The organism is Staphylococcus sp. HMSC62D11 (genome assembly GCF_001839145.1).
GTDB lineage: Bacteria > Bacillota > Bacilli > Staphylococcales > Staphylococcaceae > Staphylococcus > Staphylococcus lugdunensis.
Map to the genome: position 1 here is coordinate 337,741 of NZ_KV840185.1, position 21,387 is coordinate 359,127.

The following is a 21,387-nucleotide window of genomic DNA, read 5'->3' on the forward strand; positions in this document are numbered from 1 at the left end:
CGCTGTAAAAATAGTGAAAGTCGATAATAGTGATGAGTGAAGTAAATTGAATCATATGGAGTCAGAGCTTATAATATACATAAGTTTTAAAAAAGGTGGATAATTACATGAATATTAAAAAATATTTAATTTTTATTATAGGTGCGCTAGGCGGTTTACTTTATGGTTACGATAATGGGATTATTTCAGGTGCTTTAACCTATATCCCTAAAGATATTCCGTTAACAAGCTTTCAAAGTGGTTTAGTTGTGTCATCTATGCTGTTTGGTGCCGTTATTGGTGCAGGTAGTAGCGGGCCGCTATCAGATAAGATTGGACGACGTCGTTTAGTACTATTTATTGCGATTATCTTCGCATTAGGTGCATTTATTTTAGCAATTGCGCCTAATGTTACGATATTAGTTCTTGGACGAATTGTCATAGGCCTAGCTGTAGGGGGTTCAATGGCAACAGTGCCAGTGTATTTATCTGAATTAGCACCAACAGAACTACGTGGTTCATTGGGTTCATTGAACCAACTGATGATTACAATCGGCATTTTGGCAGCTTATTTAGTAAGCTATGGCTTTGCAGATATGGGCGCATGGCGCTGGATGCTTGGACTTGCAGTGGTACCATCTATTATTTTATTAATAGGTATTGCTTTTATGCCGGAAACCCCAAGATGGCTATTAGAAAATAAAACAGAAAAAGCAGCGCGTCACGTAATGCAAATTACATATAGTGATGAAGAAATCGACCGTGAGATTAAAGAAATGAAAGAACTTGCTGAAAAGACGGAGAGTAGTTGGTCGGTATTAAAATCTAAATGGTTAAGACCGACGTTAATCATCGGTTGTACGTTTGCTATCTTACAACAGTTTATTGGTATTAATGCTGTTATCTTCTATGCATCACCTATTTTAACAAAAGCTGGCTTTGGAGAATCAGCGTCAATCTTAGGTTCTGTAGGCATTGGTGTAGTAAATGTGCTTGTAACAGTTCTGGCATTATTTATTGTCGATAAAATAGATCGTAAAAAATTATTGGTTGTCGGTAATATCGGTATGGTGGCTTCTTTAGTAATTATGGCAATCTTGATTTGGACGTTAGGCATTCAATCATCTGCATGGATTATTATTGTTTGCTTATCACTCTTTATTGTATTCTTCGGTGCGTCTTGGGGACCAGTGTTATGGGTAATGTTACCAGAATTATTCCCAACGCGTGCACGTGGTGCTGCAACAGGGATTGCAACCTTAGTATTGAATATTGGTACGCTTATCGTGGCACAATTGTTCCCAATGATTAATGCAGCATTAGATGTTGAATGGGTATTCTTAATCTTTGCGGCAATTGGCGTTGTAGCCTTAATCTTTGTTATTAAGTTCTTGCCAGAAACAAGAGGCCGTAGCTTAGAAGAAATAGAAATTGAGCTTAGACAGCGTGCTGGTGTAAAAACAGAACAGTAACAATTAAATCATGTAATAATGGTCAATCATTGTAGCGATGTTAAAAACATTCTTAGGAAAGGTGATATTATTTTTAATAAAGAACAACATCCCAAATTATTAACTGTACTGCATATCATTATGATTGTCTTTGTCGGGTTAGCTGTCTTAACATTATTAATCAGTATCATTGCCCATTTTATTGTAGGTGGTCGTCCATTTTATCATTTTGCATATGTATTGTTTATCATTGGCATGCTTGCTGAAGTTAGTATTAATATTATACAGCGTCAGACTCAAGCTGTGGTGTTAAGTATAATAATGATTGTGTTAGCAATCATTATTATTTTCGCTGATTAATTGAGTAACAAAGTGAAATTATATTTATAAAAGAAATAATAACATCATAAAAGGAGTGTTATTTTGAGTGAGCGACGTAGATCGATCATTAGTAGTTTATTATTGATATTAGCGGTTATCATCATCAGTGCTGTGGTTTTGTGTGATATCATCAATTTTATAGCTGGAATATCGGTAAACCATCATATCATTAATACTCAGTATAATATGTACTTTGTATTTGTTAGCATGTTATTATGGATTATATCTGAAGTGTTTGATAAGCAGTATGTTAAAGCTGTAATCATAGCGCTTGTTGTTGGTGTACTAACAATCATCGCGTTGATAATTTGAAAGATTGTCTCTTTTTATAAAAAGTCATCAATATAATTCAGGACAAATGTCTGATTTTAAAATATAGAGTTTGGGCCATAATTATATTTTAGGCTCTGAGTTCTATATTGGCAGTAGTTGACTGGATTGAAAATACGCGTATACCAAGCTTTTTTCAATACTAGTCAACCTTGCCGGGGCGGGACTACGAATTCATTATGAATTCTGTCCCGCTCCCTTTTTATATTCAATACTTCGTATAGTTGACGCTTTTGCTTAGTGGGTAGCTTACTTTGTTAGAAAAACTGGTTTAGCCAGTTTTTCGGTGCTAAACGAATGAGGTAACTTGTGTATAAAATCAGCATAACATATGTTATACAATTGAAATTTCTATTATGATAGTTCTAGCCGATCAATCGTCACATTAAGATTAAAATAATCTTGTAACAGCTGACGATAATTTTGAGGTGTGACGTCGTATTGTACTTTTTTGTTTTGTTTAGTCACCGTAAGATGTTGTTGGGACATTGTTACACGACCATATGATTTAGGCTGTGTGATGAGTAAGTTTTGAACAAAGATAGAATCGGGATGTGTCTCATTATAGTTAATTTTATCTTTAAATGCATCAATTGAAGATGCTTTTAATATTGCATCGTATTTCGTTTTCCAAGTATCACTTTCCCATTTTTGGACAAAAAATCTTGTTTTATTTTCATTTTCAAATATGGCACGAAATGTTCCAGATATATCTTGTACAGGTTGACTATCTTGTTCTAAAGTAATAGGCATCGCATGAAGTGGTAAATCACCAAATCCTACATCGGTCACATAATATGTCCCTTGTAATGGAACGACGAGTGACACGTGTGAGCCTTCTAACCGATGTCCCCCGTTTGCTGTGTGAACGGTAGCTGACATCATCTGTGCATCAAAACCTTTAGCTTTTAAATATGCCTGGAATAACGTGTTTAATTCATAACAAAAACCTCCGCGATGGTTGTCGACAATTTTATGGTATAAATCATTGATGTCGACAGAGATAGGTATGCCATTTTGAACGTTGATATTTTCAAAAGGCACCGTATACATAAAGCGTGTTGCATAATCATTTAGTGCTTCTAGCGATGGTTCTGAATAGCGTTCAGAATCAATGCTCATATAGTGCTCAAACGCTCGGATATTCATCATAAAATCTCCTTTTATAATCAGTTATAGACGCAATGTTAACAATCGTTATATCTTGTTACAATTATGATGTTTTATCAATTTTTAAAAATAAAAAAACGGGGTAACATCATCCCCGTTTTATTAAAGCAGTGCTATTTTTATAGTACACCATCAGGTTCTTCGGGTAACAATTGACCACCATCGATAACTAGGCTTTGGCCAGTAATAAATTTTGCTTCTTGTGACGCAAAGAATGTTACCGCATAACCAATATCTAAAGGTTCGCCTAATTCATGTGTAGGAATAATTTTACGTGTGCCTTCTAAATAAGCTTCACCTTGAGCTTTTAATCCGTCAGTTAATACATTTCCTGGTTGTACAGCGTTTACAGTTATACCATATTTCGCATACTCTAGTGCCGCACTGCGCATAAAGCCTAATTGACCTGCTTTAGAGGCACCATAGTGCGCCCAACCTGGGTAGCCAGTAATTGGCCCAGTAACAGAAGAAGTAATGATGACACGACCATAACGCTGTGCTTTCATTACTTTTAACACAGCTTGTGTTACAAAAAACATACCTTTTAGATTAATATTTTGAATATAATCCCAATCTGCTTCAGTCAATGATTCGATATCAATTTGTGGGTATACACCTGTGTTTGATGCCAGAATATCAATGCGTTCATATTTAGCAACAATTTGATCAACGACGTCTTTAACTTGGTCATGCTGTGTGACATCTAACTCAATGAAGTCTCCGTTCAATTCACGTGCCGTTTCTTTACCACGTGTGTCATCAATATCCCCAATAATCACTTTAGCACCTGCTTGGGCTAATGCTGCTGCAATGCCTTTGCCAATACCATTAGCACCGCCAGTAACGAGTGCAATTTGATTTGTTAACTTAAACATTCCATCACCTCATGATTAATTAATTTTCACTCTCTCTATTCCATCAAAAAGGAGATCTTAAACCAATTAAATCATAAATGCTATTTGACAATACAAGGCATGACTATTCTGGTAGGTTAATGTTGTTATAACGTTTTTCCAATGTTAAATACAATTCTCGTACATAGCGATGCGCTTCATCTAATGATAAATGTGGCTGTACTTCGTCATAGCGTGTTTGCTGCTCATGAGATAAATCTTGCTTAGTTACGCGTGTATATTCTCTTGAGATAAATGTAATTAAATGTTCGTAATACTCAGTTTCAAAATGATCACACCTAATTAAGTGAATAAATGAGTGAAGCTCACCCTGATTGTTTATAAGTACGCTATTTACGATGTCAATTTCAGTTTGCACGTCATTTTTAAATGAGAGTAGCGGTGAAAGCACAATGAGATAAAAAAATAGTAAAGCAAAGATTAAACCAGCTATAATCGTCCAATTATCTGGAAATATGGTTCCATGGACAAATATATTATCTTTATTATTTTTTAAATATATATTTCCTAAATAAGGCAATATAGCAGATATTGGTATGGTTGGAAACATGATTAAGACAAATTTCCAATAATCTTTATTAAATCGTTTAAGTTTTGTATATGTTAAATTTGAAAAGCTATCATTTGTCAATACTTCTTCCATGGTTAGTGACCTTTCTTATGTATGGCGTAGTAGTTTTATTATATATAAATATTGAAGTATAAATTATATGAAATAATTTGTTGTTTATTTAGACTGATATAAAATTAGTTGTTCAAGTGCTCTTTTGAAAAGTTTTTTCAAAATACTAAAAAAGATTGATAATAATTTTCTGCGACATTATAGTATATGTGAAAACGAACCCATATACATACAATGTGGTTCTTGCTTATTGGGAGGAGTGTAAACAGTGAACAAAGTTTTTGAGAAAGCACAACAATTTGGGAAATCATTTATGTTGCCTATTGCTATTTTACCTGCTGTTGGATTATTACTTGGCATAGGAGGTGCACTTAGTAATCCAAACACAGTCAAAGCTTATCCAGTATTAGATGTAGCCATACTACAGAATATTTTTACATTAATGTCTAGTGCAGGAAACATTGTCTTTCAAAATTTACCAGTTATTTTTGCGATTGGTGTTGCTATAGGCCTAGCGCGTAGTGATAAAGGGACGGCTGGACTAGCTGCATTGATTGGCTTTTTAATCATGAATGCCACCATGAATGGGATGCTAGTCATAACTGATGGTTTAGCTAAGACAACGGAGCTTGCAAAGCATGGACAAAGTATGGTGTTAGGAATTCAAACGATAGAAACAGGTGTTTTTGGTGGGATTGTTACAGGTATTTTGACGGCTTATTTGCATAATAAATATAATAAAATTACGTTACCTGCTTATCTTGGTTTCTTTAGTGGTTCTCGTTTTGTACCTATTGTCACAGCGATAAGTGCTATTTTTCTTGGCGTTATCTTGTTTTATATTTGGCCTACAGTGCAAAGTGGGATTTTTAATGCGGGCGGTTTAGTTGAAAAAACAGGCGTTATTGGTACATTCTTCTTTGGTTTTATTTTAAGATTACTTGGTCCATTTGGGTTGCATCATATTTTTTATTTACCATTCTGGCAAACAGGTCTTGGAGGTTCATTAGAAGTTGGAGGCCATATGGTACGTGGTACGCAGAATATCTTTTTAGCACAGCTAGGAGATCCACATGTCACACATTATTTCTCAGGTATTTCACGCTATATGTCTGGCCGTTTTATTACGATGATGTTTGGGTTATGTGGCGCGGCATTGGCCATTTATCATACGGCTAAACCACAACATAAAAAGGTTGTTGGTGGATTAATGTTGTCTGCAGCATTAACATCATTTTTGACAGGGATTACCGAGCCGTTAGAATTTAGTTTCTTATTTGTTGCGCCAGTATTGTATTTAATTCATGCATTTTTAGATGGCTTGGCCTTTATGATGGCAGATATTTTTAATATCACGGTAGGACAAACATTTAGTGGTGGGTTTATCGATTATATTTTATTTGGTGTTTTACAAGGTAATGATAAGACAAATTATCTGTGGGTCATTCCTATTGGTATTGTGTGGTTTGTCTTATATTATGTGATTTTCAGAACATTGATTACTGTTTTTAACTTTAAGACACCTGGTCGAGAAGATAAAGAAGCACAACACACAGTAGCTGCAACAGAGCGCGCTGAAACAATTGTCCAAGGGTTAGGCGGTAAAGAAAATATTGAGGTCGTAGATTGCTGTGCAACGCGGTTGCGTGTAACACTTAAAGATGGTGACTTACTTGATAAATCCACACTGTTAAAGACCGATGCCAAAGGTGTAATTGTTAGAGGTAACGGCGCTCAGATTGTATACGGTCCTCACGTTACGACAATTAAAAATGAAGTTGAAGAATTATTAGAACAATCATAGGGAACATAGTTTAAAATATGCTTTTTCATCGTTAAATATGATATATATAATATGATTTCGAACGGGAGCGGGGCAGAATTTATTATGCATTCTGTCCCGCTCCCCGGCAAGGTTGACTAGGATTGAAACAAGCTTGGTATCAACGTATTTTCAATCCAGTCAACTACTGCATGATGTTCCAGATTCGTTCTCTCATAATGTCATTCTATATTGTGAGTCCACCATCAACATATAGAACTTGTCCTGTCATAAAACGGCTCCAATCACTTGCTAAAAACATTACAGGTCCAGCAATATCATCTGGGACGGTATAGCGGCCTAAAGGTGTTTGCTGTATCAATTGTTGTTTAAGCTGTTCTTTCGTAGCTAGTGTATTATTTGTTGGATAGACAAGGCCAGGAGCAACACAGTTTACGCGAATACCATACTTACCTAAATCTATTGCTAAATTTTTGGTGTAGGCTTCTAGTGCACTTTTAGCTACATTATAAGAATGGTAAGGGACGATGGGCCGTTTAATTAAATTTGTTGTCATATTAATAATTGAAGCTGCTTGTTGTTGCTTTAAATAGGGTAAGGCTGCTTGTATCACATTATGCGTATACAGCAGTGCGCCCTCAAATTGTGTCGCGTAATCTTGCCAATTCATCTCATCTGCGACTTGACGGGTTTCAGCATTAAATTCGAATGGACGAAAGGCATTGTTTACAACGCATGAGAGTTTGCCATAATTATTCTGTATATAATGCATCATCTCATCTACTTGTTGACGTTGATTGATATCTGCTTGTATCGCTTCAGCAATACCGCCATGTGCTTGACATCGTGACACAGTTTTTTGTGCCGCTTGTGTATTGGATTTATAGTTGATAATAACGTGTGCACCGGATTGAGCACATGCTTCTGCGATGGCACTGCCAATACCTCTACTTGCACCAGTGATGAGTATGACTTGGTCTTGTAACGTAGTCATCATCATTCCTCCTTCTTTGAAAATTAAATTTCATAATCGACAAAATGTTCACTGCTGGATAATAATGGTTGTTCAATATCGACAAAGCTTAGTAAATCACGTAAGTTAAAGCCACCATCATGATGCCAACCAGCTTCCGGTAAAGTCATTGTTTCAAGACTTGAAAAACGACAGACACCTACTTGAGCCAGTGCTTCAGACCACTGAAACATTTTTTCAGTCGCAGCTGCAATGCCAACCGTTTGCAAATATGAACGATAAGGTGTGAGCAGCTGTGTTAGCTGTGTAATGTTGGTAAATGGCATAATTCTAACAAATCGATTTAATGGACTTGGTAAAAAGGTTAATTGTTTATGGAAGGTGACAATCCATGACGCATGAGCACCTTTAAAAACATGTATATCATCAGTAAGTAAAGCTTGCGTCTCTGCTTGTTGTAACCAATGTGATCTGGTCATACTATCTTGTAAATTGAATGATTGAACAGGGAAAAGTTGTTCAAGTTGTTGTAGCTGATGTGCAATCATTTGAGCAACTTGTAGAGGATGATAGTTGCCACCCTGTTGTATAAAAATCATTTGTGGTGAATAACAGCCTTGCTGATCATAGTTAGTAATTTCCCGGGCAATATTTCGAGTTACTTGCTCTACTTTATTAGGAGATAATGTTTCATTGCCTATTAAGGCTAAGCTGACCTTTTCGCCATAAGCTAAGAAACGTTTAGTCACGGGAATTCGTTGAGCAATGGCAGACAGAACATCATTATTGCCGTAACCTAAAATAACGTCTGATTGTTCAATGGCAATACTTTCTAATTGTGTCTCGCCACCAGGCCAATAAATGACGGCGAAGCATTGAGCAATAACAGGATCGATTTCCGCAATAATTTCTGCGAACCAACTAGCTAAAAAGGGTTCAGCATGCGGTAATTTACAAATGCTACCAGATTTCACTAATAAGCTACTAATAAAGCTCCATAATGGTAGTCCTGGTATATTGCCAGACCATAAATGGGTGATGAGTGCAGGACTAACGGCCTTAGTATAACCCCCTTTATGATTTGGAATAAACTGATTAAGTATTTGTGGGTTAGGTAAGTCTTCCGCGATAAAACGATGTAGTTGATGCTTCCGGAAAGTCATTAAATAACGCGTTAGCCCAACCTTTATTATGTCAAAAGGATAACCCGTTGATTGCGGTAAAATTTCTTCAGCTAATTGACGCCATTTAGATGTGCGGTCTAATAATATCTGGATGGCGTGATCAATTACGTCAATGATGTCATTAATCGTATATGCTTGTAAATGATATCTGGCCGATTTAATTTGATGACACACGTTAGTTAATTGAGATTGTGTTAAGTCTGGAATTTTCACGGTATAGTTGCCCACTTGAATTGTTTGATAATGAATGTCTTCAGCCTTTAGAAAAGGGACATAGCCAAGTTGTATGGTCACGTTAATCCTCCTTTATTTCATCGTGTTTAAAAATGACTCAACAGCTAGGGAGCAACCTTTAGCTAAAGCGCCTTCAGTGCGTCCATGTAAGATAAAGCCATCATTTCGTGCTTCACCAATATCTTCCATCATAATTGCAGCAACAGAATTATAATTAGCTAAGTCATAATGAATTAAGACACCTTTTTCTCCATTTGGAACAGGTTCTAATGTGAGCGGATTAACAATTCTACTACGACACCAATGAGGTCCGTGCTTGATTGAAGGTGACACCGCATTGCCATCATCATAAAATTGCGTACTTAATTCTGTGACACCATACATATTGATACATTTATCTTTTGGCACACCAAATCGTTTTTCTAATGTGCTATAAAATTCTGATTGAGGTACATCGCGAGATTGATTTTTATAGCCTCCAGTATCAAAGATAAAGCTATCTTTAGGTAGTTTAAAATAAAGGCCGTGGTCAGCTAAATAATCCAAGAAATGAACCAAACTATAACTTGCGCCTAATAATGCATAAGGTGTTCCTTGTGCTTCGGCATGACGTAAAGATTGCACCACTGACTCAAATTGAATGCCCTGTTGATTAATAAATGTGTCACTAAGTGAGGTTCCAAATTGTTGTTTAACAACCTCTAAGTAATGCGCTAAAGATGAATGGGGCATATCATTAGGGCTAGGGAATAAGATACCCATATCAATACGTTCTATCTGAGGCATGACCTTTTGCTTAAAAAATTTCGTCATAGCTAAATCATAAACATCTAAATCTAGATGATAATTTTTTCCTTTGATTCCGCGTGTCGTACCGCTTGTCATAAAGACATATGCTGCATCTTCTGGAGGAATCGCACTAAAGGTCGCTTGTTTAAAGGCGTCTATAGGTACGGCAGGAATATCTTGCCATTGACGCACAGTTTGAGGTGTCTTGCCTTGGGCGATACAAAATTTTTGATAGTCTAAATTATGATTAAATTGAAAGTTAAAAAGCGTGAGCGCCATTTGTGGAAAATCTTCTGATTTACCGTCAGTAATAAAGTTAGTCATCTGTTGTTTTATTTGTGTAATATCCATTGGGACAGCCTCCTAAGCATAAATAAAAAGCAGGATACACCATCATATAATGGTACATCCTGCTCAGCGGTAATTAAATCTAATCACTTTCCTACGTTGGTATTAGCCATATCAGGTTCAATGGTTGAAGTAAGTTACTTCTCTCAGCAAGATGCACCCATAGTGATGTATAATATTGGAATACTTTTATTATATTGAAGATAGATCGTGTATGCAAAAATAATTTTGACATTGTATTTTAAATGAACTATATTTTAAGTAATGCAGATATAAGTACTAGGGGTGTTTTCGAACTGAGATGGTGTCATCCAAACCCTTTGAACCTGACCTAGTTAATACTAGCGTAGGGAAGTATATAGGATGCGGGATATATATACTTTTTTTACGAGGTTGAGACAGAAACAGCTTATGCTTTCGGAACCAAAAGTTCTGAAACTAGATTGTTGTCTCTCTCTTTTTTTGTACTTTTCTGCTCAATGTTATCGAAGGAGTAGAGTAAGAATGAAAAGATTGACGTTAGCAGATATTTTAGTCACCGTATTAATTAGTTTTATTTTTGGAATTATTTATAAAATGGTAGGCTTAACCGTTGCCGCATTAAAACCACTAGGATTGCATTTAGACCAAATTGCATATGGTTTATGGTTTATCGCGGCGATTGTTGCTTTTCTTATCATTCGTAAACCGGGTGTTGCCATTTTAGCAGAACTTGCAGCTGGCGCAGGAGAAACAATATTATCTGGCGAGTTAAACATGTCAATCATCATGCACAGTCTTGCACAAGGTCTTGCATGTGAATTGATTTTCTTAATTTTTAAATATAAGTCAACGAAAGCATCTGTTGCCATGTTGGCAGGGGCAACTGCAGGAATTTTTACCGTTCCTGTCGATTGGTTCTTTAATTATTTAGGCAATATGCCGTGGTGGAATGTGATATTACTTTATACGATTCGCATTTTAAGTGGAACCATTTTATCAGGATTATTTGGCTATTATATTGTCCTATCACTAGAGAAAACAGGTGTTACACGCTTGTATCAATCATCGACGAAAAAAGATATCGATTCGTTATAAAGATACAGTGATAACTTTGATTATTAAAAAGAAAGTCTGGGACATCATTATGTTTTAGGCTATAAACTATATATTGTCACTAGTTGACTGGGTTGAAAATACGCTGGATACCAAGCTTTTTCAATCATCTAAAACGCTGAATTATTATATAATAGTAAAAGTCACATCGTATAAAACAGGCTAAGAAAAAGATTCTAAAATAATAGCACAAAGATGATTTATATCAAACCATCTCTGTGCTTCTTTTATATACAACACTTAATATTGTGTATACCCCAACTTGCTTTGCTTGATGAATTTCTTTTTAGAAATTCTCTTTGTTGGGGCCCCGCCCCCAACTTGCTTTGCTTGATGAATTTCTTTTTGAAATTCTCTTTGTTGGGGCCCCGCCCCCAACTTGCTTTGCTTGATGAATTTCTTTTTGAAATTCTTTTTGTTGGGGCCCCGCCCTAACTTGTCAGAGGTATTGATGTCCTAGACTGTGAAAAGTTAGGCTTTGACGTGTTGTTTAGGTATAACTAAGAAAGCTACTATAAAGGCTGAAATGACCATACATGCACCGACAATAAGGGCGATAGTTGCTGCCATATGAGGTGTGTGGTTTATCTCTAAAGTTGAATAAACAGTTGTTACTACAGCGATACCGAATGCGGCACCTAATGTAGAGGTCATTTTAATGATACCTGAAGCCATACCGACCTTAGATTCAGGTGCATTAGATACTGCAGTTGATAGCGCTGGTGTGGCGAAGAAGCCCAATCCCAGTCCTATAAAAGAGAAACCAATAAGAGCAATGATGTAATACAGGATATGTGGTAAGAAGTTTAAGGCAAGCAACAAAATACCTACACTAATTGATATTGGACCAGCCATCAATGGGATTTGTGGGCCTTTTTTCTGCATAAAACGCTCACCAATACGTATCATTAATAGACTGCCTAGCATATAAGGGATAGTAATCAGTCCAGCTTGTGCTCCGGTTAAACCTAAGCCCGCTTGCGCAAAAATATTGAATAAAGCAAGTGAACCAATCACGGTATTTACTAATAAATTGGCAATTGTTGTTCCAATATAGACCTTGTTTGAAAATAAACTAAAGTCGATAAAGGGATGCCGTTGTCGTTGTTCGTAAAAATAAAAGATAAATAACGTGAGTACAAATATAATCATCAAGGTTAAAATGGTTGGGCTTAACCAGCCAATTTTTGATCCTTGCGTAATCACTACATTGACACTGACCATCATGATTACAAAGACAATGATACCGATGACATCAAAGCGTTTACCATCGCTAGAACGATCTTTGGATTCAGGTGTACCACGCAATAAGATAATTGCGATAAACGCAAAGATGATAGATAGGATAAAAATCCAACGCCAACCTACATAAGTTGCAATAGTACCAGCGAATAATGACGCTAAACCTGTACCACCATAAGAGCCAAATGACCAGAAACTTAAAGCTTTTTGCCGTTCTTCACCAGTAAAAAATTGATTAATTAAAGCAATTGTAGAAGGCAATAAACAAGCTGCTGACAATCCTTGTAAGACACGTCCTGTTAATAATAAGATAGGCATGTTTGAGATAATGAGTGCTAAAGAACCAATAATGCTAAGGATTAATCCGATGTTGGTCATTTTGACACGGCCTAATTTATCAGATAATCCGCCTGCTACAACGATAAAGACGCCTGTAAGTAATGAGGTTAAGCTCACTGCTATATTAACTACACTCATGTCTATTTTATAGTCATGTTGCACATGAGGTGCAATATTCAATAATGATTGCGCAAAAAGCCAATACGTTAAAATACCTAATATAATTCCAATAATAAGTTGTTTACCTTTTTGATATGAATTTGACATACTCATCACGACCTATTCCTTAATAACTTGATGCTCTGATGCGGTTTGAGCTGCAATACGACCAAATGTAAAGATATCAGCTAGTGCATTACCACCTAATCGGTTACCAGCATGTATACCTCCTGCAACTTCACCAGAAGCATATAAACCTTGAATGACTTGGCCATTAATATCGAGTACTTGAGCACCTGTGTTAATACTTAAACCACCCATGGTATGATGCACGGCAGGTTTTCGTGGTGTTGCATAGAATGGTGCTTTTTCAATTTTAAGATCAAAGGCATTTTTACCAAAATCATCATCATGTCCTTTGTCGACAGCAGCGTTATAGCGCTCTATTGTATTGATAAATGTGTCAGGATTTATATTTAATTTTTCAGCTAGTGCCGCTAATGTATCAGCTTTAACGAGTGTGCCGTCTTCAAGCTCATGATTAATCTTATCTTCAGATGTATTCATTGCGAGTTCTTTAATATTCGCATCTGCAATGATGTAGAATAAGCCGTCAGGTTGTTCTAAAGCAGCTTTGGATAAGACATCACGACTTTCAAACTCATTGACAAAACGTTTACCATCTTTATTGACGAAGATAAAGTTTGATGGTGTCACGATTAAGCCAGTAAAGAGTGCACCTGTTTTCGGATCGGAAATAGGCATCATTTGTGTGAAGCCCATGCCTACAAGTTGTGCACCCGCTTGAGCACCTAAGCGAATACCGTCACCAGTAATGGCAGGGGAATTAGTAGTTTTAATATCATCAGGTATGTTATCCCAATACGTATTGTATTGTTGGAGCATTTTCGTATTAGCACCAAAACCACCTGTAGCAAGAATGACACCGTAACGTGCGCGAATATGCACTTTGGCACCATTTGCTTTACGTGCTTCAACACCAACCACTTTATGGTCTTCAACAATCAGTTTTTCAGCTGTCGTTTCTGTAAAAATACGTCCGCCGTTTGTTTTAACATAGTTACTTAACGTCTCTACATATTCTAAACCTTGTGCTTTCATAGGTTTATGGCCACGACGCCATAACGCACCTACAGGCATATCAACGAAAGAACGGTCAAAATGAACACCTTTGTCTGTCAACCATTTAACAGATGTTAATACATTGTCTGTTAATGTTTTAACTAAATCATATTGTCCAGAAATCTCTTCGCCGTATTTATCTGTGCGCTTACCACCAAGATAAGTTTGTATACGATGTAATTCGATTGAATCAAAGAGATAAGGTTTCTCTTCTTCTGTAGCGTTCAAATAGTCTTTGATTTGATCTTTCACTTTGTGGAAATCTTCTAGGTAGTCCTCAGCAATGTTTGCTTCGTCTAATGATAAGAGTTCACGTAATGTATCTCTTTCACCAGCGAGTGCAGGGAAGCGATTTTGCCATTGTGGTTCTGGTGCGTTGACTTGGCCACCAGTTCGAATTGTATTACCACCAATAGCAGGGAATTTTTCCAACATAATAACCTCTTTGTTATTATCCAAAGCTGTAGCAGCTGCACTTAATCCAGCACCACCCGTGCCAATTACAACAATATCTGTCGTTTCTTCTATTGTTTCATTTGACCATTGCACAACAGGTTTTGGTCTAGCTCGTAAAATATCTGGATCTTCACCAGCTTGAGTGATGGCATCGGCTATACCATCAATAATACCTTGGCTGGTTACGGTAGCACCTGAAATGACATCAACATTTAATGTTTGTCCGTCGATAATATCGCGAGGTAAACGTTCAAAGACAGGATTAGCAATTCCTTCAGACTCGCCGCTGTCATCCACATGAACGCTTATAATTTTATCTTTAGACAGTTCTACTTGCATTGGCAAATTACCATTATGTCCTTTTGCATAAACGTTGTAAACTCCTGCTTTAAACGCTACTTTTTTATTTTGTAATGCTTTTAATTTTTCATATTTTCTATGTTCTTCGGCCTTATCAAGAATCATAAAGTCCATGACTTTCCATAAAGGTGAAGGAATGTGTAGCGTTTGTTGATCGTGTATATCTGCGAAATCTTCTACAGTTTCGTCATTTAATATTTTTTCTAACCAATTTGGCTCGACTAAATAAGCTTTACCAACACTCATTAAATCATAGCCTAGAGTCAAGGCTTCTTCTGCATCTGCACGTTGTGCAATGCTTCCAACACCCATGATTGGAATCTCTGCCAATGTTTCATTTTGAAGGGATAAATATTTATTAATTAGCGGTTCAGTATCATCTTGGTTAACGATAGAAGTTCGTTTATAGCTATTAGCAGAAATATGGAAGTAATCTGGATGGTACTGTGCCAAGGTGTTAAGTAAGAACATCGTATCTTCAAAGCGAATACCAGGTTCTTCTATTTCTTCAGGGGAGAAGCGGTAACCAATAATAAAATTTTGCGCATGATGTTCTGAGGCAACTTGTTGTACTTTTTTCAATACTTCAACGGGGAAGTTTGTTCGTTTTTCTCGTGATCCGCCCCAGTCATCTTGTCGGCGGTTAGAGTGTGGAGAGAAAAATTGTTGTAGAAGGTACGTGTTAGCACCATGAATTTCAACACCATCAAAACCTGCTTCAATGGCACGTCTCGTTGCTTCTCCAAAGCGTTCAATCATGTTTAAAATTTGATTGTGGGTCATTTCTCGTGGTACTGAAGCGTCAGGTCTTAAAGCAGCTACTGGACTAGCAGAAATAGGTGTTTCACCAGCATTTAATTTTGGATTAGCCATACGACCAGCATGATATAGTTGTAAAATTGCTTTCGAACCTTTTGATTTAATGGCATCGGCTAAGCGTGTTAAACCAGGAATCTTTTCATCCGTATCGATACCTATAGCGCCAGGAAAGCCTCTACCGTGGTCTTCAACGAAGCAACTTTCGACAATTATTGCTGATGCACTCCCAGCTCTAAATTGGTAGTAGTCAATCATCTCTCTAGTGACGCTACCATCAAAATAGCCAGCTTGAATCGTCATTGGTGCCATTAAAACACGATTCTTTAATGTTGCACCACAATGTAGTGTCAGCTGATCAGTAATGTGTTTATCCATAATAACATCCTCCTGAGTGTGTATTGTGAAAACATTCACAATATGATGTAAAAAATATATGCTCTTATGAGCAAAGATTATAAATGCAATTTTGTTCTTAATTGATGTGTAAACAAGATGTCATGATTTTTGCGTATAATCACTCCTTCAACTCCGTCGATTTGGTTTAACAAATCAATATTCTGTTGCGCGTAGCCGAAGCTACATAGCGTTGACCAAATTTCGCCATCTATAGAATGGTTAGAAATAATCGTAACACTTGCAATATCATTGTTCACTGGGTAGCCAGTAGTACTATCCAAAATATGATGATACAGTTGACCATCTTGATAGAAATAGCGCTCATAAATACCAGATGTCACGACTGATTGTTGCTGTATCTCTACGGTTAATAATGGTAATCCATCGTGATGAAATGGGTCTCTAATACCTACATGCCAAGTTTTGTGTGTAGCAGGACTGCCAATTGTAATGACATTACCTCCAAGATTGATAATGCCTGAAGTTACACCATTTTGAAGAAAAAATGCTTGTAATTCGTCGGCAAAATAACCTTTTGCAATTGCACCTAAATCGATTTCCATACCATGCTGTGCTAAAAAAATCTCATGTTTGGCATCGTTTAAGTATAAGTGATGTGGTTGAATGCGTCTTAGTCGTTGTTGAATTTCTGTGTTTGTGGGTAATTGAGCATCTTCAAAGCCAATTCGCCATAACTTGACGAGGGGACCAATTAAAATATTTAATTTTAGATTGGATGACATTGATGCTTGATGTGCTTTTTTAATAAGATGAAACAATTCAGGATGTACCTGAACTGGACGAATACCGGCTTGTTGATTGATTGCCATCAACTCTGATTGGGTATTGTTCGCGCTAAAACGTTGTTCCCAAGCTCTAATTTTGGCTTCAGCGAGATCGAATAAGTATTCTGCATCATCGTGATTGATAGATAGTTGTATGAGGGTTCCCATTGCCTTAATTTGCCGTTTGTTCAATAGACAGCCCTCCTTTTTAAATTGCTTCGAAACTTTGTCAACGTTCAATTATTATCATAGCATGCATACAATAATAAATGATTGATGTCATTAAAATGTCATAATAATATTATGCTATTATTTTTAATAATCATAATAAGTAATTCTTAATGTATTTTAATTGTTTAACTAGTGGATATGTCATGATTATAGTTGTGTTATAGGGGTATTTAGTAGATAAATAATAAGTTGTTTTATATTTGGCTTGCTTATTGGATTGGCCTTAACATAAACAACGGAAATGCAAGGAGTGTGAATGATGCGTAATCAAAATGACAAATTAAAATGGTCAAGTCTCATTATGGGAACCCTATTATTGATTACTGCTATTATTATTTTTAGTCATCCGGTTAAAAATTTTTATGCCTTAACGTGGCTAATTGGTGTATTTATTGTGATTAATGGTATATTAGGGCTCTTTTTCAGAAGAGCAGCCAAGGCGATGACTGGTAGTGGCACTTTAACAACGTTTATGGCGATAATTGACATTATATTTGGTCTACTAGTCATGTTCAATGTTGGTGTAGGCTCAGCCTTTTTTATCTACATGTTTGCCGTTTGGTTTGTGATTAGCTCAGTCATTGGTTTAATGACATTGTCAGGACAAGGGCGATTTAAAGGACTATCAATTTTGATCAATATGCTTGGTTTGCTATTTGGTATTATTCTGCTGTTTAATCCAATGATGGGAATGGTCATTGTATCGATGATGATTGGCATAAGTTTTACCATCATAGGCGTAATGTATATCGTGGATGGATTGGCTTAAATTTAAATTATTTATAATAGTTGAACAGATTGTGATATAAACACTAGAAATTTAGCCAGTAAATGAGTTTACAAAAACTCATTTACTGGCTTCTTTATTCATAATACGTCGTATGATTGACTCGTATGCATAGAGTGCTATCTCTTCACCCCAACTTGCTTTGTTTGGCGAATTTCTTTTCGAAATTCTCTTTGTTGGGGGGCCGGTCTTTGTCGAACACTGTATTCTCGGGTGTCTCGTTATATATATTACGTATTCATGTGTCGTTTTACGGCGAAGTTTTTTAAGAAATAAGCATGGTAACATGATGCAACATCTGCTACTAATAAAACTTCGGTTTTTATGCGTTCAAATGATATTGTGGAAACTATACTTGATAAAAAGATTTTGGCGTTGCAATTTTAATCCGTTCTATTTATGTTCCACACTGTCTTTTCACTTGTTATAGATTGTAAATGAATAAAAGAAAATAATAGGCTATAATCGGTATAAAGACTTAGCGGAGGTACTGATATGACATATAATTTTGATGAAATCATTGATAGACGTTCAACCAATGCGATGAATGTTGAAGGCTATCTGCCATATTTATTTGATAATGCAGATGTGTCAGATTTACAACATACTGATGACTTAATTCGCTTATGGATAGCGGACATGGATTTTGCGACACCTGACGTGGTACTGAATGCCATTCGTCGTCGTTTAGATCAAAAAATTTTAGGCTACACACAAGTATTCCATGTGGATTATTACAACGCATTTGTTAAATGGACGCAATCACGTTACGGCTATCACTTTCCGCAAGAGCAATTGGTCTTTTCTCATGGAATCGTTGCCGGATTGATAGAGTTAGTAAGTTATATTTGTAACAATGAAGATCATGCACTTATTTTAACGCCAAGTTATGGTCCATTTAAAATGGCATGTGATGAGAATCAAGTTGAGGTACACTACTCACCACTTATCAACGAAGAGGAGTATTATCGCATTGATTTTGATGATGTAGAACGTCAAATTGTACAACATAATATTAAGCTATGTATTTTCTGCAATCCACATAATCCATCTGGACGTGTATGGTCACGTGAGGAATTAGAACGCTTCGGAAATATTATGAAAGCACATGATGTGTGGTTAATTTCTGATGAAATTCACTGCGATATAATGAGAAAAGGCATGCAACATTTACCATTTGCGACCGTTCTTTCTGACTATGATAAAGTTATTACAGCCATGTCACAAAGCAAAGCGTTTAACATAGCTGGGCTTATGTTTTCAAATCTAATTATTAGGCATAAAGGACTATTAAATACATGGAAGCAACAACATTTTGGTAGTGAGAATCCATTGAGTATTGCAGCAACTCAAGCTGCTTATGAACAAGGTGAAGATTGGCTACAAGCTATGAATACTTATTTAGATGGCAACTTTGAATGGTTAAAACAATTTTTACAACAAGAGCTTCCAAATGCGAAATTTAAAATCCCAGAAGCAACATATTTGGCTTGGATAGATTTGAGTGATTATATCACGCAGCAGCATATTTCTGAACCTATGGCGAAGTATTTTATTAAGCGGGCAGGCGTGATAATCGAAGGTCAAGAACAGTTTGTACATAATGCAGATGGTCATATCAGAATTAATTTAGCTGTGCCAAGAACAGTGTTACAGCAAGGATTAACTAAAATTAAAGCAGCACTTATGTCATAGTTGAAACCATCATTTTTCTAAGGTGCATCTCAAAAGTTGGACAATGATCTGACTGTTAGGGATGCACCTTATTTTAATTTGTGAAAGGCATATTTCTTATGATTATATCGAAAAGACATAAGCAAAGTTTAAACATCAATTAAGAAAAATTTAAGCTTAATAACATCAAAATTGTGATATATTGCACATTAGAAGGAATAAGTATGAATTACAGTCATAGTGTAAGTTGGATAGTTAAATAAGATTAAACAGATTTTAAATTGATTAAAAAATTGATACTGTTGTTTGCGTCATTAAATGCATTATTTAAATACTATGATGTTTATTATCCTACTGTTAAGCAGCTACTTAACACATATGAGCTAGCGAGTTAAATGCGCTGATGATACAATTGAAAATCCTTTAGTAAAGAATGTTTATAGCTTAGAAGTTGAAGAAAAGTTGAGTTTAAATGATGCGAAAATGTTTTTGGGGTTGAATAACAAGAAAGAGAAAGGTTGATGATGTTGGGAACATTTATGGAAATATTAAAAATAATAACACCTGTGCTATTAGCTTCTGCTGTTATTGCTACACAATATTTATTATCACGTACAGGAAAAAAACGATTTGGATTAATTATTCCAATTATTACCTTGGCAGTAATTGTTTATATGCATATTACAGGGATTTTAGGATTGAAATTAATTGGGACCATCCTTTTAACAATTATTGCAGAGCTTTTTTTATTAGGGCAATGGGTAAGTGCTCAAGAAGATCGTAAGAAAAAACACGCTGAAAATGAAAGTAAGGATTTAAAGTTATAGAAGATATAACAATGTTAAGTTGAATTTTGACGTTGCTAAAAAAGATTGGAGATACATATTTAAATCATGCCGGGGCTGGACTACGAATTCATAATGAATTCTATCCTGCTCCTTTTTTAATGCAATTATTTTGATGTTATAGAAAACATAGATGAGGCATTACACTAAGTGTTAAACGCTGAAAAGGAACCGGCAGTATTTTGCTTCTTTGAAAAGCATTTGTGTATGTGTCTGGGATTAAAAAAGTGTATAAAAAATTGACTAAGCAAGGTTGCTATTTCTCAAATTGGCAATTATGAATTGCGATACTTAATTAAGGTCCACTTGTTTTATTTTTAAATTAACAATAACTTAAAATATATATTTATTTGAATATTCAAAAACGCGGGCGTAAAATGGTGGTGAAGAAATAAGAAAACGCTTGCAAAAATCTTCTTATTTCTAGAAACACTAGTCATTGTATATTAAGTCATAAAACATTGTGAACAAAAGGGGGGACATTCATGACAGAAAAGTATGATGTGATTATTATCGGTGCCGGTCCAGGTGGTTATGTGTCAGCAATTCGTGCGGCCCAATTAGGTAAGACAGTAGCTATCATAGAAAAGAATAATGCTGGTGGTACGTGCCTTAATGTTGGGTGTATTCCATCCAAGACCTTATTAGAGCATGGTAAGAAAGTGCATGACATTCAAAGTGCAGATGAATGGGGTATTCACACATCAAACTTGACGATTGATGCTGCGCAATTAACTTCACGTAAAGTACAAGTTGTACAAACATTAACAAGTGGTGTGACCCATTTATTGAAGAAAAATAAGGTTAGTTATTATAAGGGAGAAGCCAAAATTAATTCTGATCTTACAGTTACAGTAAATGATGAAACATTGTCATCACAAGATGTTGTATTAGCAAC

General features: G+C 36.0%; 18 protein-coding genes and 2 riboswitches. Of the genes, 9 read left to right on the top strand and 9 right to left on the bottom strand.

Annotated features, from left to right (window positions below):
- The first annotated feature begins 107 nt into the window (after nt 1-107).
- The 3 genes from HMPREF3267_RS06090 to HMPREF3267_RS06100 all read left to right on the top strand — a co-directional run bounded on the left by HMPREF3267_RS06090 (nt 108) and on the right by HMPREF3267_RS06100 (nt 2,123).
- Nucleotides 108-1,451 carry a glucose transporter GlcP gene (locus HMPREF3267_RS06090; protein ID WP_062078253.1) on the top strand — a complete coding sequence of 448 codons (1,344 nt, stop codon included), beginning with the start codon at nt 108-110 and terminating at the stop codon, nt 1,449-1,451.
- Nucleotides 1,452-1,469: 18 nt separating this feature from the next.
- The gene (locus HMPREF3267_RS06095; protein WP_002460766.1) at nt 1,470-1,790 is read left to right on the top strand and encodes a hypothetical protein; all 321 of its coding nucleotides are present in this window, start codon (nt 1,470-1,472) and stop codon (nt 1,788-1,790) included.
- Nucleotides 1,791-1,853: 63 nt separating this feature from the next.
- The gene (locus tag HMPREF3267_RS06100) at nt 1,854-2,123 is read left to right on the top strand and encodes a hypothetical protein (RefSeq protein WP_002479052.1); all 270 of its coding nucleotides are present in this window, start codon (nt 1,854-1,856) and stop codon (nt 2,121-2,123) included.
- A gap of 372 nt (nt 2,124-2,495) precedes the next feature.
- Here HMPREF3267_RS06100 and HMPREF3267_RS06105 read toward each other — a convergent pair whose 3' ends face one another.
- From HMPREF3267_RS06105 to HMPREF3267_RS06115, 3 genes are all read right to left on the bottom strand, one after another.
- Nucleotides 2,496-3,290, bottom strand: a complete 795-nt coding sequence (locus tag HMPREF3267_RS06105) for an arylamine N-acetyltransferase (RefSeq protein ID WP_237450174.1) — start codon at nt 3,288-3,290, stop codon at nt 2,496-2,498.
- Between the two features lie 140 nt (nt 3,291-3,430).
- Nucleotides 3,431-4,186: an SDR family oxidoreductase gene (locus HMPREF3267_RS06110; RefSeq protein ID WP_002460763.1), complete on the bottom strand. Its 756-nt coding sequence runs from the start codon at nt 4,184-4,186 to the stop codon at nt 3,431-3,433.
- Nucleotides 4,187-4,289: 103 nt separating this feature from the next.
- On the bottom strand, nt 4,290-4,868 hold the full coding sequence (locus HMPREF3267_RS06115; protein ID WP_002460762.1) for a hypothetical protein: 579 nt from the start codon (nt 4,866-4,868) through the stop codon (nt 4,290-4,292).
- Nucleotides 4,869-5,115: 247 nt separating this feature from the next.
- Between HMPREF3267_RS06115 and HMPREF3267_RS06120 the strand changes: the two genes are divergently transcribed.
- Nucleotides 5,116-6,651: a PTS transporter subunit EIIC gene (locus HMPREF3267_RS06120; RefSeq protein WP_062078249.1), complete on the top strand. Its 1,536-nt coding sequence runs from the start codon at nt 5,116-5,118 to the stop codon at nt 6,649-6,651.
- A gap of 205 nt (nt 6,652-6,856) precedes the next feature.
- Here HMPREF3267_RS06120 and HMPREF3267_RS06125 read toward each other — a convergent pair whose 3' ends face one another.
- From HMPREF3267_RS06125 to HMPREF3267_RS06135, 3 genes are read right to left on the bottom strand one after another with little or no spacing between them, the layout of a single operon-like run.
- Nucleotides 6,857-7,627, bottom strand: a complete 771-nt coding sequence (locus HMPREF3267_RS06125) for an SDR family oxidoreductase (RefSeq protein ID WP_002460759.1) — start codon at nt 7,625-7,627, stop codon at nt 6,857-6,859.
- Between the two features lie 20 nt (nt 7,628-7,647).
- Nucleotides 7,648-9,081, bottom strand: coding sequence for an acyl-CoA reductase (locus HMPREF3267_RS06130; protein ID WP_062078247.1), 1,434 nt, complete (start codon nt 9,079-9,081; stop codon nt 7,648-7,650).
- A gap of 12 nt (nt 9,082-9,093) precedes the next feature.
- The gene (locus HMPREF3267_RS06135) at nt 9,094-10,161 is read right to left on the bottom strand and encodes a LuxE/PaaK family acyltransferase (protein WP_002460757.1); all 1,068 of its coding nucleotides are present in this window, start codon (nt 10,159-10,161) and stop codon (nt 9,094-9,096) included.
- A gap of 71 nt (nt 10,162-10,232) precedes the next feature.
- Nucleotides 10,233-10,332, bottom strand: a riboswitch (TPP riboswitch).
- Nucleotides 10,333-10,429: 97 nt separating this feature from the next.
- A riboswitch (TPP riboswitch) is annotated at nt 10,430-10,528 on the top strand.
- A gap of 134 nt (nt 10,529-10,662) precedes the next feature.
- Between HMPREF3267_RS06135 and HMPREF3267_RS06140 the strand changes: the two genes are divergently transcribed.
- Nucleotides 10,663-11,235 (top strand): ECF transporter S component, encoded by a 573-nt coding sequence (locus HMPREF3267_RS06140; RefSeq protein ID WP_002479045.1) that lies wholly within the window; start codon nt 10,663-10,665, stop codon nt 11,233-11,235.
- A gap of 489 nt (nt 11,236-11,724) precedes the next feature.
- On the opposite strand, the gene HMPREF3267_RS06145 is transcribed toward HMPREF3267_RS06140, so the two are convergent.
- The 3 genes from HMPREF3267_RS06145 to HMPREF3267_RS06155 all read right to left on the bottom strand — a co-directional run bounded on the left by HMPREF3267_RS06145 (nt 11,725) and on the right by HMPREF3267_RS06155 (nt 17,144).
- Entirely contained in the window at nt 11,725-13,101 is a 1,377-nt protein-coding gene (locus tag HMPREF3267_RS06145; RefSeq protein WP_037553850.1) for an MFS transporter, read from the bottom strand.
- 12 nt (nt 13,102-13,113) lie between these two features.
- On the bottom strand, nt 13,114-16,146 hold the full coding sequence (locus tag HMPREF3267_RS06150) for an NADH-dependent flavin oxidoreductase (protein ID WP_062078245.1): 3,033 nt from the start codon (nt 16,144-16,146) through the stop codon (nt 13,114-13,116).
- 77 nt (nt 16,147-16,223) lie between these two features.
- Nucleotides 16,224-17,144, bottom strand: a complete 921-nt coding sequence (locus HMPREF3267_RS06155) for an FAD:protein FMN transferase (protein ID WP_037543383.1) — start codon at nt 17,142-17,144, stop codon at nt 16,224-16,226.
- A 298-nt stretch (nt 17,145-17,442) separates the two neighbouring features.
- Here HMPREF3267_RS06155 and HMPREF3267_RS06160 point away from each other — a divergent pair, with 298 nt between their 5' ends.
- From HMPREF3267_RS06160 to HMPREF3267_RS06175, 4 genes are all read left to right on the top strand, one after another.
- Nucleotides 17,443-17,952: an HdeD family acid-resistance protein gene (locus tag HMPREF3267_RS06160; RefSeq protein WP_041612285.1), complete on the top strand. Its 510-nt coding sequence runs from the start codon at nt 17,443-17,445 to the stop codon at nt 17,950-17,952.
- A 513-nt stretch (nt 17,953-18,465) separates the two neighbouring features.
- Nucleotides 18,466-19,665 (top strand): MalY/PatB family protein, encoded by a 1,200-nt coding sequence (locus HMPREF3267_RS06165; RefSeq protein WP_070823830.1) that lies wholly within the window; start codon nt 18,466-18,468, stop codon nt 19,663-19,665.
- A 500-nt stretch (nt 19,666-20,165) separates the two neighbouring features.
- Nucleotides 20,166-20,471, top strand: coding sequence for a hypothetical protein (locus HMPREF3267_RS06170; RefSeq protein ID WP_226952526.1), 306 nt, complete (start codon nt 20,166-20,168; stop codon nt 20,469-20,471).
- Between the two features lie 503 nt (nt 20,472-20,974).
- Nucleotides 20,975-21,387, top strand: a 413-nt coding sequence (locus HMPREF3267_RS06175) for an FAD-dependent oxidoreductase (protein WP_141760616.1), incomplete at its 3' end; no start/stop codon positions are given.

What these genes read in the sequence shown, in the direction of transcription:
- HMPREF3267_RS06090 (WP_062078253.1), top strand. Translation starts at nt 108, where the DNA reads ATGAATATTAAAAAATATTTAATTTTTATTATAGGTGCGCTAGGCGGT.
- HMPREF3267_RS06095 (WP_002460766.1), top strand. Translation starts at nt 1,470, where the DNA reads ATGGTCAATCATTGTAGCGATGTTAAAAACATTCTTAGGAAAGGTGAT.
- HMPREF3267_RS06105 (WP_237450174.1), bottom strand. Translation starts at nt 3,290, where the DNA reads ATGAATATCCGAGCGTTTGAGCACTATATGAGCATTGATTCTGAACGC.
- HMPREF3267_RS06110 (WP_002460763.1), bottom strand. Translation starts at nt 4,186, where the DNA reads ATGTTTAAGTTAACAAATCAAATTGCACTCGTTACTGGCGGTGCTAAT.
- HMPREF3267_RS06115 (WP_002460762.1), bottom strand. Translation starts at nt 4,868, where the DNA reads ATGGAAGAAGTATTGACAAATGATAGCTTTTCAAATTTAACATATACA.
- HMPREF3267_RS06125 (WP_002460759.1), bottom strand. Translation starts at nt 7,627, where the DNA reads ATGATGACTACGTTACAAGACCAAGTCATACTCATCACTGGTGCAAGT.
- HMPREF3267_RS06135 (WP_002460757.1), bottom strand. Translation starts at nt 10,161, where the DNA reads ATGGATATTACACAAATAAAACAACAGATGACTAACTTTATTACTGAC.
- HMPREF3267_RS06140 (WP_002479045.1), top strand. Translation starts at nt 10,663, where the DNA reads ATGAAAAGATTGACGTTAGCAGATATTTTAGTCACCGTATTAATTAGT.
- HMPREF3267_RS06145 (WP_037553850.1), bottom strand. Translation starts at nt 13,101, where the DNA reads ATGTCAAATTCATATCAAAAAGGTAAACAACTTATTATTGGAATTATA.
- HMPREF3267_RS06150 (WP_062078245.1), bottom strand. Translation starts at nt 16,146, where the DNA reads ATGGATAAACACATTACTGATCAGCTGACACTACATTGTGGTGCAACA.
- HMPREF3267_RS06160 (WP_041612285.1), top strand. Translation starts at nt 17,443, where the DNA reads ATGCGTAATCAAAATGACAAATTAAAATGGTCAAGTCTCATTATGGGA.
- HMPREF3267_RS06165 (WP_070823830.1), top strand. Translation starts at nt 18,466, where the DNA reads ATGACATATAATTTTGATGAAATCATTGATAGACGTTCAACCAATGCG.
- HMPREF3267_RS06170 (WP_226952526.1), top strand. Translation starts at nt 20,166, where the DNA reads ATGATGTTGGGAACATTTATGGAAATATTAAAAATAATAACACCTGTG.